We start from the raw sequence: 14,372 nt of genomic DNA, 5'->3' as shown, positions 1-14,372 counted from the left end.
GTGGCTATTAAATACAGGAGTCATATGTGTATTTTGGGTTATCCTATATCTGTATGTATAAATGGATTCACGACAAATTGACTGTTAAAAGAAAGGAAGAGGTGACTTTAGAATGGCTGCAAAAACAAAAAAAGCAATTGTTGATAGCAAAAAGCAATTTGATGCCATCAAAAAGCAGTTTGAAACGTTTCAAATTTTAAACGAAAAAGGCGAAGTCGTAAACGAAGCGGCAATGCCAGATCTCTCAGATGACCAATTAAAAGAATTAATGCGCCGTATGGTGTTTACACGTGTATTAGATCAACGTTCAATTTCATTGAACCGTCAAGGACGTCTTGGTTTCTATGCGCCAACAGCTGGACAAGAGGCTTCTCAGCTTGCAACTCACTTTGCACTTGAGAAAGAAGATTTCATTCTTCCAGGATATCGTGATGTACCACAATTAATCTGGCATGGCCTGCCACTAACAAAAGCATTCTTGTTCTCTCGAGGACATTTTGTTGGTAACCAAATGCCTGAAGGTGTGAATGTACTTTCTCCACAAATCATTATCGGTGCACAAATCATTCAAGCTGCTGGTGTAGCTCTTGGTTTGAAAAAACGCGGTAAAAAAGCTGTTGCAATCACTTACACAGGTGATGGCGGAGCTTCACAAGGTGATTTCTACGAAGGTATTAACTTTGCAGGGGCTTACAAAGCGCCAGCGATTTTTGTTGTCCAAAACAACAGATATGCGATCTCTACACCTGTTGAAAAGCAATCTGCTGCGCAAACGATTGCACAAAAAGCAGCTGCAGCTGGTATCGTAGGCGTACAAGTTGACGGTATGGATGCATTAGCTGTATATGCAGTGACTGCTGAAGCTCGTGAGCGTGCTATAAATGGTGAAGGTCCAACATTAATCGAAACTCTTACATTCCGTTACGGCCCACATACAATGGCTGGTGACGATCCAACAAGATATCGTACAAAAGAAGATGAAAACGAGTGGGAGCAAAAAGATCCATTGGTACGCTACCGCAAATTCTTGGAAAACAAAGGCCTATGGTCTGAAGAAGAAGAGAATAAAGTCATCGAAGATGCAAAAGAACAAATCAAACAAGCAATCAAAGAAGCTGACGAACAGCCTAAGCAAAAAGTCACTGACTTGATTGAAAACATGTATGAAGTAAAACCATTCAACCTAGTTGAACAGCTTGAAATTTACAAACAGAAGGAGTCGAAGTAAGCCATGGCGCAAATGACAATGATTCAAGCGATCACTGATGCGTTACGCACAGAACTGAAAAATGACGAAAACGTTCTCGTTTTCGGAGAAGACGTTGGTAAAAACGGCGGCGTATTCCGTGCGACTGAAGGATTGCAAAAAGAGTTTGGTGAGGATCGCGTATTCGATACTCCACTTGCTGAATCTGGTATTGGCGGTCTTGCAATTGGCCTTGGACTACAAGAATTCCGCCCAGTAATGGAAATTCAATTCTTCGGATTCGTTTACGAAGTATTAGATTCTGTTTCTGGACAAATGGCTCGTATGCGCTACCGTTCTGGCGGACGCTGGCATTCTCCAGTGACAATCCGTTCTCCATTCGGCGGGGGAGTTCACACACCTGAGCTTCACGCTGACAGCTTAGAAGGTCTTATCGCACAACAGCCTGGTATCAAGGTGGTCATTCCTTCAACACCTTACGATGCAAAAGGACTATTAATTTCTGCAATCCGCGACAATGATCCGGTTGTATTCCTTGAGCATATGAAACTTTACCGCTCTTTCCGTCAGGAAGTTCCTGAAGAAGAGTACACAATTGAAATCGGTAAAGCTGACGTGAAACGTGAAGGTTCTGACCTTTCAATCATCACTTACGGTGCAATGGTTCACGAATCACTTAAAGCTGCTGAAGAACTTGAAAAAGAAGGCGTTTCTGCTGAAGTGATCGACCTTCGTACAGTAAGCCCGCTTGATATTGAAACAATCATCGCTTCTGTTGAAAAAACAGGCCGTGCGATCGTTGTTCAAGAAGCACAAAAACAAGCTGGTATTGCTGCAAACGTAGTAGCTGAAATCAATGACAGAGCAATCCTTAGCTTAGAAGCTCCAGTACTTCGTGTAGCTGCACCTGATACTGTATTTGCTTTCTCTCAAGCTGAAACTGTATGGCTTCCAAACCATAAAGACGTGCTTGAAACAGCTAAGAAAGTTCTTGAATTTTAATTAAATGACAAGGGGGGAAAAGAATTTATTTCTCTTCCCCTTTATCAATTACATGATCGTGTAATGTTTACACAACAAGGATTCAACAAAATCTAGGAGGCGAAAAACAGTGGCATTTGAATTTAAACTTCCGGACATCGGAGAAGGTATCCACGAAGGTGAGATCGTTAAGTGGTTTGTAAAACCAAACGACGAAATTAATGAAGATGACGTTTTAGCAGAGGTACAAAACGATAAAGCAGTTGTAGAAATTCCTTCACCTGTTAAAGGAAAAGTATTAGAATTAAAAGTTGAAGAGGGAACAGTTGCAACTGTAGGACAAACAATCATTACGTTTGATGCACCTGGTTACGAAAATCTTCAATTTAAAGGCAGTGAAGAAGAAGGCGAAGCAAAAACTGAAGCTCAAGTACAAGGTACTGCTGAAGCTGGTAACGAGCCAGAGAAGAAAGAAGTGGCACAAGAAGAAGCGGCAGCAGCAACTGGTGCAGGCGCACAAGAGCAAGTAGATGCTGATCCAAACAAACGCGTAATTGCTATGCCATCTGTACGTAAATATGCTCGTGAAAAAGGCATTGAAATTTACAAAGTTGCAGGTTCTGGTAAAAACGGTCGTGTGTTAAAAGAAGATATCGACAGCTTCGTTAATGGTGGTTCTGCAGCTCAAGAAGCAGCACCTCAAGCAGCTGAAAGTGCAAAAGAAGAAGCAGCTCCTAAAGCGGCAGCAGCTCCAGTTCTTGAAGGGGAATTCCCAGAAACTCGCGAGAAAATGAGCGGAATCCGCAAAGCGATCGCGAAAGCAATGGTGAACTCTAAGCATACAGCTCCTCACGTAACATTAATGGATGAAGTTGATGTAACGAACCTTGTTGCACATCGTAAACAATTCAAACAAGTTGCAGCTGATCAAGGAATCAAGTTAACTTACTTGCCTTACGTTGTAAAAGCTCTTACTTCTGCTTTGAAAAAGTACCCAGTACTTAACACTTCTATCGATGATAAAACAGATGAAGTTGTTCAAAAGCATTACTACAACATCGGAATTGCAGCTGATACTGAAAAAGGCCTGCTCGTTCCAGTTGTGAAAAATGCAGATCGCAAAGCAATTTTCGAAGTGTCTAACGAAATCAACGAGCTTGCAACAAAAGCACGTGATGGTAAATTGGCTCCAGCTGAAATGAAAGGTGCATCTTGCACAATCACAAACATCGGTTCTGCTGGTGGACAATGGTTTACTCCAGTCATCAACCACCCAGAAGTAGCGATCCTTGGTATTGGCCGTATCGCTGAAAAAGCGGTTGTTCGTGATGGCGAAATCGTTGCAGCTCCAGTCTTAGCTCTTTCCCTAAGCTTTGACCACCGTATGATCGACGGAGCTACTGCGCAAAATGCCCTTAACCACATCAAGCGTTTATTGAATGATCCACAATTAATTTTAATGGAGGCGTAATGTCATGGTAGTAGGAGATTTCCCAATCGAAACAGATACTCTTGTCATCGGTGCAGGTCCTGGTGGATATGTAGCTGCTATTCGTGCTGCACAGCTTGGACAAAAAGTAACAATTGTTGAAAAAGGAACTCTTGGCGGTGTATGTCTAAACGTTGGTTGTATTCCTTCCAAAGCATTAATCAATGCTGGCCATCGTTTCGAAAATGCTAAGCATTCTGAAGACATGGGTATCAAAGCTGAAAACGTAACAGTTGATTTCACAAAAGTTCAAGAGTGGAAAGCTTCTGTTGTAAACAAATTAACAGGTGGAGTTCAAGGTCTTCTTAAAGGAAATAAAGTAGACATCGTTAAAGGTGAAGCTTATTTCGTAGATAGCAACTCTGTACGTGTAATGGATGAAAATTCAGCACAGACTTACACTTTTAAAAATGCAATTCTTGCAACTGGATCTCGTCCAATTGAATTGCCTACTTTTAAATACACAGACCGCGTGATCAACTCAACTGGTGCTTTAGCGCTTAAAGAAGTACCTAAGAAGTTAGTTGTTATCGGTGGTGGATATATCGGTACTGAGCTTGGTACTGCTTATGCAAACTTTGGAACAGAAGTTGTCATCCTTGAAGGTGGAGACGAAATCCTTCCAGGTTTCGAAAAGCAAATGAGCTCATTGGTTAAACGTAACCTGAAGAAAAAAGGAAACGTTGAAATCCATACAAACGCTCTTGCTAAAGGCGTTGAAGAAAAATCTGATGGTGTCACTGTTACTTTCGAAGTAAAAGGTGAAGAAAAAACAGTTGATGCTGATTACGTACTTGTTACAGTTGGTCGTCGTCCAAACACAGATGAGCTTGGTCTTGAGCAAGTTGGTGTTGAATTGACTGACCGCGGAGTTGTCAAAACAGACAAACAATGCCGTACAAGCGTATCTAACATCTATGCAATTGGTGACATCGTTGATGGACCACCACTTGCACACAAAGCTTCTTACGAAGGTAAAATTGCAGCTGAAGCAATCGCTGGAGAGCCAGCTGAAATTGATTACCTTGGTATTCCTGCTGTTGTATTCTCTGAGCCAGAACTTGCAACTGTTGGATACACTGAAGCAGAAGCAAAAGAAGAAGGAATCGACATCGTTGCAGCGAAATTCCCATTCGCAGCAAACGGACGTGCACTTTCTCTTGACGCAACTGATGGCTTCATGAAGATGATCACTCGTAAAGAGGATGGTCTTGTGATTGGTGCACAAATCGCAGGTGTTGGCGCTTCTGATATGATTTCAGAGCTTAGCCTTGCAATCGAAGCTGGAGTGACTGCTGAAGATATCGCAATGACAATTCACGCTCACCCAACTTTAGGTGAAATTACAATGGAAACGGCTGAAGTAGCAATTGGAAGCCCAATCCATATCGTAAAATAATGAACTTATTAAAACCCTCTCCATCAAGGAGAGGGTTTTTTTGAGCGCTGCATGAGAAAGACCCCTCATGAAATGAGGGGCTTTTTCATATGGATATATAAGTGCAAGGTGAAGCCATTAATTTGTATTCACGCGGTCTAAAGCGTGGCATAAAGGCGATAAAATATCCTCTTTGCTGCTGACATTTCCTTCAACCTTCACAATGACTTTTTCATTATTTACAAGTAAAATAGCCGGTAATTCGTCTACTTCATTTTTCCAGCCTTTACGATCTTCTTTCACAATCATCTTTGACATTTCCTTCGGGTATTCATTCTTTAAATCGAGGACTGCATCATAATAAGGACTTTCTTTATCGAGATTTTCTGCATCTGTAAAAAAGAGAATTCTTGGTTTTTGAATATGACTGACTTGGTCTGTCTGATTCGGTATGATATACGCAAATGAGCATGAACTAAGTACAAAGAGCATGGGGAATATAATGAGAAGTGTCCTCATAAAATTCAATCTATTCACCTCAAAATCCTTTGGGGTTGTCCCAACATTTTTAGGAGCTGGTTACCTGTTAGTCACTCTAGTGTATCATGTCCTTTTTGACAATTTTCGATTGTTACTCAATTGTTACAGAATTGATATGAAGCAAAATACAATTGAAACGTTCTCTCAATATGATGAGAAAATAGCATATATTCATAAAAAATAATTAAATGTGTCATACAGTTAACCGTTGACAACTTAAATGTGACATCATATTATAGAAGTATGAAATAGATTAAACGCTTTCAAATATTGAATGAAGAAAAGGGGAATGTACGTGGGTACAATTATTTGTCAAGATTGCAATGAGACCATTGATCAATTTGAAAATGAAAAAGTGACAACACTATACGGAACGTGTGGTCACTGTCATTGCTGTGATGAAGCCTCTGAATAAATAAAAAAGCATGCAGCTCCATTTGGGGCTGCATGTTTCTTTTTTATAAAATTGCTTTCTGTTCTTTAATCACGCGGATCATTTCTAGCGTTGAATCTTCTGGTCCTTGGACAGGGAGACCAATTTCAATGTTTTTAAAGATATAGGAGATATTTTCTTCTGTGATAATCTCTCCTGGTATAAAAATAGGTATGCCTGGCGGGTACACCATGACAAACTCTGCGATGATGCGGCCAGCTGCTTCTTTTAACGGAACCACTTCAGTTGTGGAGTAAAAGGCATCACGCGGCGTCATGGCAAGCGATGGAATCTCAGGCAGCAGTACTTCTGTTACCGGTTGTGTGCCGCTCTCACTTGTAGAGGTTGCGGCAATGTCTTTCATAGCCGTTATAAGCGTATCGATTGTTTCATCAGAATCACCAGGGGTCACAATACATAAAATGTTGTAAAGGTCAGAAAGCTCCACTTCAATTCGGTAGCTTTCTCTCAACCATTTTTCGACATCATGGCCATTGAGGCCAAGGTCTTTAATTGAAATAATTAATTTCGTTGGATCATAATCATACGTAGAAGCTGAACTGAGTATTTCCTTGCCAATACACGTAATGCCATCAATTTGATTCAAACGGTTTCTCGCTGATTCAGCTAAACGGATGGCTTCATCTGCTAGTGCCTTTCCTTCAGTGGCTAATCGCTTTCGAGCGACATCAAGTGACGCCAAGAGCAAATAAGAAGTAGACGTTGTTGTCAGCATGCTCAAAATCGATTGCACGCGATCTTTTGAGATAAGCCCTTCCTTCATATTTAAAATAGAGCTTTGGGTCAGGGAACCGCCGAGTTTGTGGACACTTGTTGCTGCCATGTCGGCACCTGCCTGCATGGCAGATAGCGGGAGCTTATCGTGAAAATGAATATGCACGCCGTGTGCTTCATCGACAAGGACAGGCACATGAAATGAATGGGCAATGTCTACAATCGATTTTAAGTCTGCTGAAACGCCAAAATACGTCGGATTAATCACAAGCAGACCTTTTGCATCTGGGTGCTCCGTGAGTGCCTTTTTCGCTGATTCTGGTGTAATGCCGTGAGAGATGCCAAGCTCTTTGTCTATTTCTGGGTGAATAAAAACAGGAACTGCGCCAGAAAATACAATCGCGGACATAATCGATTTATGGACGTTACGCGGAACGATGATTTTATCCCCAGGTCCGCATACGGTCATCACCATTGTCATGATGGCGCCGCTTGTTCCTTGAATACAGAAAAACGTATGGTCAGCACCGAAGGCTTCAGCAGCTAAATCTTGTGCTTCTTTTATCATTCCTCGAGGTGAGTGTAAATCATCGAGAGGTTCTATATTAATGAGATCAATGCTGAGTGCATTGTCGCCAATGAATGCTCTAAATTCAGGGTCCATTCCGGCTCCTTTTTTATGGCCAGGAATGTGAAATTGAACTGGATTGGTTGCTGCGTGTTTTTTTAGTCCAGTGTATAAGGGTGTATCATGTTGTGACAATTGCTTTCCCACCTTCATCGAAATACCTGCTATTATTGTGCCAATAACGACAGATTTCATTGCATAAAACAAAAGAATTATATTATGAACTGATCGGAATGTAAAGCATAAAATCAATCGGTTTCTGATCGAACAGATGCTATAATAAAAGTTCAAATAAGAAATGAGTGTTAAAGTGAGGGACAAGTAAATGGAATATCAATATCCAATGGACGTCGACTGGACAACAGAGGAAAAAATTGCGGTTATTTCGTTTTTTCAAGCTGTTGAAAAAGCCTATGAAAAAGGAATAGCGAAACAGGAGTTATTAGATACTTATAAACGCTTTAAAGAGATTGTGCCATCAAAAGCAGAAGAAAAGACGCATTGTGCAGCGTTTGAAAAGGAAAGCGGGTATTCTCCTTATCGTACAGTGAAAACGGCAAGAGAGGCAGCAGAGTCCGCCATTATACGTATGTAAGAAAAAACGAGCCTAGATGGGCTCGTTTTTTTATACAGATTGTTTTTGTGTAAAGCGGTATAGATAAGTCAACGTGCGGAAGGCATCTTCGATTTTTGATAAAAATTCTTCATTATTCATTTGAACGACTTCTTCTCTAGGCAACTGAATGCCGCAAAGGAGCTCGGCTTTTTTCACCGTTTGGACACGTTCAAACAGCGTTTTCAACTGTTCTGCATCGAGCTCGCTGTGACGCATGACATCTGGTTTCATATGATCTTTAGACCAAACAAAATCTTGCGGTATTTTCTTCTGAATGGTGTCTAGTTCTTTTTCAAATAGCTGACCATATTCGCCTTTCACAGGAGATTCATAAATAAGAGCAAACCATACAAAGACATGTGTTTTCCAAAGCCCAATTTGAAAATGAGGGAGTTTTTTATACCCACGCTTGCTGTTTGCAAAAGCAACCCACGTATCATTTGGCGGATTGACTGATCTTCTAGCATGCTTTGCGACGTGTACAAACATTTCGTCTCCTGTAATAGAAGAAAGAAGTGGTGCAAAGTGTTCACCAAGCGCCTCAAGCTTTGGACGGACTCTTTCTTTTAATACGGCCATTCGTTCATCTAAACCGTCAACTGTAAATGTCTCAAAATCTTCATCTCTAAAACGCATTTCACTCATATTATGCCTCCTGTATTCTTTCGCTGATCATATTTTATCATAGCTTGGGTTAAGCTCAAAAAAAGATGCACCGTCGGATCAAAGATTGTAGAGGAAGAAGGGCAGCGTTTAAAAACAACGATTTTGTGGTACATAACAAATAGGTAAAAACACAATTTTCAGAATGTCGTTGCGGTTATGCGATCGCTTCATACGATATAAGCAAGAACCAATTCTCTTATCGATTGAATTCTTTATCAATGAAAACTGACAAGGAATGAATCATTCTCTGGAAGGGGCGTTGACCAAATGAAGCAAATCGTGAAGCAGGGGTATAGACAGGAGAAGAAGAATCGCATCGCTGTGTGGAGATTAGAGGTGGACTATGAGCTTTCTACGCTTCATGAAGCCATCGAGCAAAAAGATGACATCCAAATCGAACGCAGCAAACGAAAGCTTGAGCGCCTAAGAAAAGAATGGGAGCAGCTTAAAGGGTAAAACAAGGTGAGGTAAAAACGAACCAATTCATCGGTTCGTTTTTGTATGAAGCTGCTTTTTTCTTGCTTTTACGCACATAATATCAGTATGCTATTACAAATAGGTATTACATAGAAAAGAGGTTTACAGTCTGATGACAAACTGGGTGGAAATTGACCGTCTTGCAAAGCTTTGGGTAAAAGAAGCAGGAAGCCGTATTAAAGCATCCATGCAGGAAGGTCTATCAATTGAAACAAAATCAAATCCAAATGATCTTGTCACAAATATCGATAAAGAAACAGAACGTTTTTTCATTGAAAAGATACAATCGACATTTTCAGATCATTATATTTTAGGTGAAGAGGGACAAGGGGAAGAGGTGACCTCACTGGATGGGGTCGTGTGGATCATTGATCCAATCGATGGCACAATGAACTTTGTCCATCAAAAACGCAACTTTGCCATTTCAATCGGGATATTTGAAAATGGCATTGGGAAAATCGGTCTTATTTATGACGTTATTCATGACGAGCTTTACCATGCGGTCAAAGGAGAAGGGGCTTATATGAATGATACCCTGCTTCCGCCATTAAAAGATGTAGAGATTGAAAAAGCCATTGTCGGCATTAACCCGACCTGGGCGATCGAAAGCCCTTATTTTGATGCTAAACCGTTTGCCCGCCTTGTGCGTGATGTGAGAGGGACGAGAACGATTGGATCAGCTGCCTTGGAGCTCGCTTATATCGCAAGCGGCAGAAGTGACGCATACGTCACGTTAAGGCTTGCGCCGTGGGATTATGCAGCGGGCTGCGTACTGCTTGATGAAGTAGGGGCAGTCTACTCAAATATACACGGAGAACACCTAACGTTTCTAGACAAAAACAGTATCGTCGCCGGAAATCGATCCGTTTGTAAAAAAATCTTGCACGATTACATAAAAGGCAGTGGAAATAAAAAATAAACCAAATCACTTCATGAGAATGAAGTGATTTTTTGTATTTGATGAAACTTTTTGGAAAGAGAAATGTCTATACGAACGAGGCCTTAATTTGATGTAAAGGATTGTGTTTTAATGTTAGATTTGTTTAGTGATTTATCCCTCCATTTTGAAAGGTATTTTATTTTAAACGAGTACAGTATTCGCATCATTCAATGGTGTGTACTTGGACTATTTGTCCTTTTTATGACACTTCCTATATGGAAAGAAAAGAAAAGTGGTTATGTATTTTATGCTGGGCTTGTATTAAGAGTAGTCCTGCTAGGCGGAATGACACTTGAAATGAGCCACCAAGTTCTAGCTAGACAGTATACGATTGAAACATTTGAAGTGCTGACGGATTTCATGCAATTTCTTATCTATGGGTATGTCTTGCTTGCATCACTGTACTATGTTATTACTCTTCCTTATTTAAAAAATAAAGGTATGTTTTTTGCTTTTGATTTATCTGTATTACTTCTGCCTTTATGTCAAACAGTGTTTATTGTGTTTGCTGAAAGCAAAAAGTTCTTTCTTAGCGGTGATACGGGGCTAGTATGGAGAGATATGATCACCATTTTGGCTATGGCTTGCTTTGCCGCTTTGCTGCTGTACCTTTTCTTTCGCTTGTTTTGGCACTGGAAGTGGAAGGAATTGATTTTATTCTATGGTTTGATTTTTGCAGCCTTGCTTTATATATTTTATCCTTCTATTTCGAAGTATGAGCTTCAATCTACATTTAAATCGATTGTCATTTTAGTAGCAGCAGCAGGAACCTTTATGACGATTTATTTGTTATCTGCTTTACTACGGGACAAGGTGAGATTAAGGAAGTGGGGCGCTGGTTGTATAGCTGTCTTTTTTCTGCTATTACTCAATCCGATTGTCAATATTCCTCATACCATGTTCCAATTCACCAAAATGGAACTGGTAGATACATTTTCAGAAGAATATCGCCCTTTATCAGCAGTAAGTGCAAAAGCATTCGCTTCAAAATTTGTACCAGAGGATCAATCGCTGTATTTAAATGCTAGTCTTCAGCCTATCCCTTATTATTACGTGTTTGCAGATGATCAGTATGAAGTGAATATTTCTGCGTTTACAGGCGAATTAAGCGGTTATTCTTATCGAGGTCGTTTAGAGGGAAAGGAACTAACCGATAAAGAATATAGAAAAAAAACCATTGAATTTTTTGAAAGAAGCGGGCGGTCAATCGATCTACAGCGCATTCAATTAGCTGTAAAAAAAGAGGACGGAGAGACGGACGTTCTTCTTCTGCCAAAAATGTCTCAGAATGAAGAGGACAGTTTAGCGTTTGCCACCTGGAAAAAAGGGACGCTTCGACAAGCGCAATACGTAAACGCCATCTTTCAATTAAAGGATATAGACGGAATCCATTTAACAGAAATGGAGATAAAAAACAGGATCAACAGTATTTATAAACATTTAAACCTAAAGTCGCCAGCTTATCAAATCACAGGCATTGATGAATTTTATTTTGATTGGCAGCATGAAGTGAGGGTCACAACAAAAGATCAATCGGAGTTTCTGTTTAATGGCTCAACAAAAGAAGTTATCAGCTTTAAGCTGTCAAAAGCGATTCTTCAACAGAAAAAAGGGAACGTCAGCGATGAAGATTTGTTAAAGCTCATAGAGAAAAAGCCAGAAGACGTGAAGAAAAAGACAGGTACTAATGAAACCAAACAGTATACATTTAATCGATCCTCTCATCTACTGCGTGTGTTTAGAGATCATGATGGAATTGAACTGAGGCTGGAACCAGTGTCCTCTATACCGGATGTTGTATCGTATAAAGATCGTGATGAAGTCTATCAACAAGTATTGAAAAATGAGAAACCATCTATGATTTATAAAAAACAAATAAAACCAGTTAGAATGATCAACAAAGAAGGGGAAATGGACATTTCATGGCTAGTCATCATTCAAACCTTTGGATCAAATGAGCGTAAAATTTATGAAGTAAATGGACGAACAAAAGAGGTGCACCGTTTTGACAGATAAAGAAAAACAAGCCATCTTTCAAGACTTATATGAACTGTATCAAGAAGGGGAGCTGGGTGACGAAGCATACAGCTGGATGAAGTCACATGAGCAGCAATTTCAGCATGTTGTCATAGGGAATAAACAAGGTTCAGCACTGATTGAAGATCAGAATGACTATAATGAGTTAAAACGCATGAAGGGGTTTATTTACTCGTTATACTTCTTTTTCATTGTCTTATCGATTTGGATGACTGTGTGGTTTTATTTCTAATGTCCAGACCAGCTGATCAAATTGAAAAAATCTATGAAGAATATTTTCAGGAAATCACCAAATATCTATATCGGCGGACAGGGAATATGGAAACGGCCAAGGATCTTGCGCAAGATGTATTTATGAAGGCTCTACATGGTTTATCATCTTTTAAAGGACATTCTAGTGTGAAAACATGGCTTTATACCATTGCTTATCATACATTTGTGAATGACTATCGCCGGAAAATCAAATGGACAATTACGAATGTAGAAGAGGTTGATTACTTAGAGCAGCAGTCCTTTTTGACACCAGAGGACCACATCGAAACACAAGCTGACATTCAAAGGCTGTGGCATCATATCAATCAGCTGAAGGATTCATACCGAGAGGTCCTTATTTTAAGAGATATTCAGGAATTGTCATATGAAGAAGTAGCTGAAATTTTGAATTGGACTTTATCTAAAGTCAAAACAACCCTTCATCGAGCGAGATTAGAGCTGAAGCGAATGCTACATTGTGAGGAGTTCAATACATGAGCTGTTATTTGATCGAAGAATTGTTACCCCTTTATATAGAGGGAGACACAAGTGCGGGTACCAATAAAATAATAGCCGAGCATCTACAAACCTGCGAGAGCTGCCGGCAACTTTATCAAGAAATGAAAGAACCAATCACTCTTATCCAGCCACCTGACCTTATGCCATATATAGATGAAAAGGAAGAAAAAAGAAAGTTCGAGAAGCGCTATTATGGCAAGTTAATATACCGAGCAAGCATCGTGTTTGGTTTAGGGTATGTGATGATGATCATTCTTTATTGGCTGAAATAAAAAAACCCCCATCTGGGCGATCCAGATGGGGGTTTTCGAGCTTAGCTTAATTTTTCTTTAGCAATTTGAATTGCATCATAGACCGATTTTAATTGCTCTTGAGGAATTTTCTTCAGCATTTGGTTGAAAACAAGTAATTCAGTAGAGCTGAATCCAATACCTTTTGCGATTTTTGAATCAATGACAACATTACCTTTTTTGTCTAAAACAAGTGCATCACCAGCAAGATCAGCAATTCTGATCACTGATTTCAACAGCTTTTCAAATTTAGCTGCTTCTTCTTTTGTAAGACCAAGTTCAACAGCTTTCGCTGCATCAAAAACCAATTTTCCTTTTTCGTTTTTAGTGATGCTTTCACTGAAAACGATTGTCAGAACAGCTGCGCGATCTAAGAATTTCTCAGCAGTCGCCGCTTCTTCTTCAGTTAGTCCGAGCTCAACAGCTTTTTTCACATCAAATGTGTAGTTGTTGTCTTCCTCAACAAATGAGTTGATGAGAATGTTGATGACACGCTCGTTTTTCTCCAATAATTCTTTAATGACTTGCTGCTGCTCGAAAGGAATCCCTTTGAAAGTTGCAGCGCTTGCTTGCCCAGGAGCTACTGTTGTGAAAGTAAGAATAATAGCTAAAGCGAAAAATACAACAGAGCTGAGCGATTTGCTCAAAATCTTCTTCATGCTTCTTTTCTCTCCCTTTTCTGTTAAATTTTGTTGCAAGAACAGCATACCATGAGAAAGTTTGTGGAAGAATAGGAAAAATGTAACTTTGTGTTTGATTTTGGAGGACTATAAAAGTTCTTGTCGAAAAATGAAGAGGTTCAGATTGCTTATATTTGCCAAGTCTACATGCTATTTTCAGTCTGATTACTCGGGTTTTCATAGGTGGTTGGTCTTGTTTTTACTCGAAATAAAAAGCCTTCTACATGTAGAATGTAAAAGGCTTTTGAGAAATTTTATGATTGGACGTTTAATTTTCTTTTTAATGTAAATCCTGTACCCATGAAAATCATGGCAAACACAATACTTAGACAAATACCCAGCACGTTTTTTTCTGCAAGAGTTACCCCAATAAACGCCATACTGACAACCGCAAGTAATGCACATAATAATAGAAGCCATTTGATTTGTTTCATTTTTCTCCATCCCTTTTTTTAGAGTTAATATAAGTTTACAGAAAAACGATCGGCATTTAAAGGGGATTGT

17 protein-coding genes are annotated in these 14,372 nt (G+C 39.8%); 12 read left to right on the top strand and 5 right to left on the bottom strand.

All coding sequences use genetic code 11. The annotated features are described in order from the left end of the window. Positions 1–112: 112 nt before the first annotated feature. The 4 genes from pdhA to lpdA all read left to right on the top strand — a co-directional run bounded on the left by pdhA (position 113) and on the right by lpdA (position 5,076). Entirely contained in the window at positions 113–1,228 is a 1,116-nt protein-coding gene (gene pdhA / locus MHI11_RS12450; protein WP_044142026.1) for a pyruvate dehydrogenase (acetyl-transferring) E1 component subunit alpha, read from the top strand. Positions 1,229–1,231: 3 nt separating this feature from the next. Continuing rightward, complete coding sequence (gene pdhB / locus MHI11_RS12445; protein ID WP_003211433.1) at positions 1,232–2,209, top strand: pyruvate dehydrogenase complex E1 component subunit beta; 978 nt, start codon at positions 1,232–1,234, stop codon at positions 2,207–2,209. A gap of 109 nt (positions 2,210–2,318) precedes the next feature. Beyond that, positions 2,319–3,659, top strand: coding sequence for a dihydrolipoamide acetyltransferase family protein (locus MHI11_RS12440; protein ID WP_003211261.1), 1,341 nt, complete (start codon positions 2,319–2,321; stop codon positions 3,657–3,659). Between the two features lie 4 nt (positions 3,660–3,663). Next, positions 3,664–5,076, top strand: coding sequence for a dihydrolipoyl dehydrogenase (gene lpdA, locus MHI11_RS12435; RefSeq protein WP_003211097.1), 1,413 nt, complete (start codon positions 3,664–3,666; stop codon positions 5,074–5,076). 117 nt (positions 5,077–5,193) lie between these two features. Here the strand turns inward: lpdA and MHI11_RS12430 are convergent, their stop codons facing one another. Further along, positions 5,194–5,574 carry a hypothetical protein gene (locus MHI11_RS12430; protein WP_223250645.1) on the bottom strand — a complete coding sequence of 127 codons (381 nt, stop codon included), beginning with the start codon at positions 5,572–5,574 and terminating at the stop codon, positions 5,194–5,196. A gap of 316 nt (positions 5,575–5,890) precedes the next feature. Here MHI11_RS12430 and MHI11_RS12425 point away from each other — a divergent pair, with 316 nt between their 5' ends. Next, positions 5,891–6,010, top strand: coding sequence for a GapA-binding peptide SR1P (locus MHI11_RS12425; RefSeq protein ID WP_003212464.1), 120 nt, complete (start codon positions 5,891–5,893; stop codon positions 6,008–6,010). Positions 6,011–6,053: 43 nt separating this feature from the next. Here MHI11_RS12425 and MHI11_RS12420 read toward each other — a convergent pair whose 3' ends face one another. Continuing rightward, positions 6,054–7,526, bottom strand: a complete 1,473-nt coding sequence (locus MHI11_RS12420) for an aminotransferase class I/II-fold pyridoxal phosphate-dependent enzyme (protein ID WP_340910640.1) — start codon at positions 7,524–7,526, stop codon at positions 6,054–6,056. A 190-nt stretch (positions 7,527–7,716) separates the two neighbouring features. Here MHI11_RS12420 and MHI11_RS12415 point away from each other — a divergent pair, with 190 nt between their 5' ends. Continuing rightward, a complete protein-coding gene (locus MHI11_RS12415; RefSeq protein WP_340961177.1) occupies positions 7,717–7,986 on the top strand; it encodes a UPF0223 family protein in 270 nt (89 codons plus the stop codon). 30 nt (positions 7,987–8,016) lie between these two features. Here MHI11_RS12415 and MHI11_RS12410 read toward each other — a convergent pair whose 3' ends face one another. Beyond that, positions 8,017–8,652, bottom strand: a complete 636-nt coding sequence (locus MHI11_RS12410) for a DUF1054 domain-containing protein (RefSeq protein ID WP_268486038.1) — start codon at positions 8,650–8,652, stop codon at positions 8,017–8,019. A 288-nt stretch (positions 8,653–8,940) separates the two neighbouring features. On the opposite strand from MHI11_RS12410, the gene MHI11_RS12405 reads away from it, so the two are divergent. The 6 genes from MHI11_RS12405 (at position 8,941) to MHI11_RS12380 (ending at position 13,170) form a co-directional block, all read left to right on the top strand. Beyond that, positions 8,941–9,129: a hypothetical protein gene (locus MHI11_RS12405; RefSeq protein ID WP_003211901.1), complete on the top strand. Its 189-nt coding sequence runs from the start codon at positions 8,941–8,943 to the stop codon at positions 9,127–9,129. A 133-nt stretch (positions 9,130–9,262) separates the two neighbouring features. Continuing rightward, positions 9,263–10,069 (top strand): inositol monophosphatase family protein, encoded by an 807-nt coding sequence (locus MHI11_RS12400; protein ID WP_340961176.1) that lies wholly within the window; start codon positions 9,263–9,265, stop codon positions 10,067–10,069. Positions 10,070–10,180: 111 nt separating this feature from the next. Continuing rightward, a complete protein-coding gene (locus tag MHI11_RS12395; protein ID WP_340961174.1) occupies positions 10,181–12,106 on the top strand; it encodes a hypothetical protein in 1,926 nt (641 codons plus the stop codon). Continuing rightward, positions 12,096–12,359 (top strand): hypothetical protein, encoded by a 264-nt coding sequence (locus MHI11_RS12390; RefSeq protein ID WP_126741232.1) that lies wholly within the window; start codon positions 12,096–12,098, stop codon positions 12,357–12,359. The genes MHI11_RS12395 and MHI11_RS12390 overlap by 11 nt, the downstream gene beginning before the upstream one ends. Beyond that, positions 12,359–12,877 (top strand): sigma-70 family RNA polymerase sigma factor, encoded by a 519-nt coding sequence (locus MHI11_RS12385; protein WP_221885085.1) that lies wholly within the window; start codon positions 12,359–12,361, stop codon positions 12,875–12,877. Before MHI11_RS12390 ends, MHI11_RS12385 begins: the two co-directional genes overlap by 1 nt. Next, a complete protein-coding gene (locus MHI11_RS12380; RefSeq protein ID WP_340961173.1) occupies positions 12,874–13,170 on the top strand; it encodes an anti-sigma factor family protein in 297 nt (98 codons plus the stop codon). Before MHI11_RS12385 ends, MHI11_RS12380 begins: the two co-directional genes overlap by 4 nt. A 41-nt stretch (positions 13,171–13,211) precedes the next feature. On the opposite strand, the gene MHI11_RS12375 is transcribed toward MHI11_RS12380, so the two are convergent. Together MHI11_RS12375 and MHI11_RS12370 are read right to left on the bottom strand one after the other, a co-directional pair. Next, positions 13,212–13,847 carry a hypothetical protein gene (locus MHI11_RS12375; protein ID WP_044142020.1) on the bottom strand — a complete coding sequence of 212 codons (636 nt, stop codon included), beginning with the start codon at positions 13,845–13,847 and terminating at the stop codon, positions 13,212–13,214. Positions 13,848–14,122: 275 nt separating this feature from the next. Next, a complete protein-coding gene (locus tag MHI11_RS12370; RefSeq protein WP_003211596.1) occupies positions 14,123–14,302 on the bottom strand; it encodes a DUF5325 family protein in 180 nt (59 codons plus the stop codon). Between the last annotated feature and the right edge of the window lie 70 nt (positions 14,303–14,372).

Source organism: Bacillus sp. FSL K6-3312 (genome assembly GCF_038007485.1).
GTDB classification, from domain to species: domain Bacteria; phylum Bacillota; class Bacilli; order Bacillales; family Bacillaceae; genus Bacillus; species Bacillus pumilus.
Note: the sequence above shows the minus strand (reverse complement) of the source record. Positions and strands in the feature narration are given on the sequence as shown.

Excerpts from the sequence above, each read along its gene's own strand:
- MHI11_RS12410 (WP_268486038.1), bottom strand. The coding sequence starts at position 8,652 with ATGAGTGAAATGCGTTTTAGAGATGAAGATTTTGAGACATTTACAGTT.
- pdhB (WP_003211433.1), top strand. The coding sequence starts at position 1,232 with ATGGCGCAAATGACAATGATTCAAGCGATCACTGATGCGTTACGCACA.
- MHI11_RS12405 (WP_003211901.1), top strand. The coding sequence starts at position 8,941 with ATGAAGCAAATCGTGAAGCAGGGGTATAGACAGGAGAAGAAGAATCGC.
- MHI11_RS12415 (WP_340961177.1), top strand. The coding sequence starts at position 7,717 with ATGGAATATCAATATCCAATGGACGTCGACTGGACAACAGAGGAAAAA.
- MHI11_RS12430 (WP_223250645.1), bottom strand. The coding sequence starts at position 5,574 with ATGAGGACACTTCTCATTATATTCCCCATGCTCTTTGTACTTAGTTCA.
- MHI11_RS12370 (WP_003211596.1), bottom strand. The coding sequence starts at position 14,302 with ATGAAACAAATCAAATGGCTTCTATTATTATGTGCATTACTTGCGGTT.
- MHI11_RS12375 (WP_044142020.1), bottom strand. The coding sequence starts at position 13,847 with ATGAAGAAGATTTTGAGCAAATCGCTCAGCTCTGTTGTATTTTTCGCT.
- MHI11_RS12380 (WP_340961173.1), top strand. The coding sequence starts at position 12,874 with ATGAGCTGTTATTTGATCGAAGAATTGTTACCCCTTTATATAGAGGGA.
- lpdA (WP_003211097.1), top strand. The coding sequence starts at position 3,664 with ATGGTAGTAGGAGATTTCCCAATCGAAACAGATACTCTTGTCATCGGT.
- pdhA (WP_044142026.1), top strand. The coding sequence starts at position 113 with ATGGCTGCAAAAACAAAAAAAGCAATTGTTGATAGCAAAAAGCAATTT.
- MHI11_RS12400 (WP_340961176.1), top strand. The coding sequence starts at position 9,263 with ATGACAAACTGGGTGGAAATTGACCGTCTTGCAAAGCTTTGGGTAAAA.
- MHI11_RS12385 (WP_221885085.1), top strand. The coding sequence starts at position 12,359 with ATGTCCAGACCAGCTGATCAAATTGAAAAAATCTATGAAGAATATTTT.
- MHI11_RS12395 (WP_340961174.1), top strand. The coding sequence starts at position 10,181 with ATGTTAGATTTGTTTAGTGATTTATCCCTCCATTTTGAAAGGTATTTT.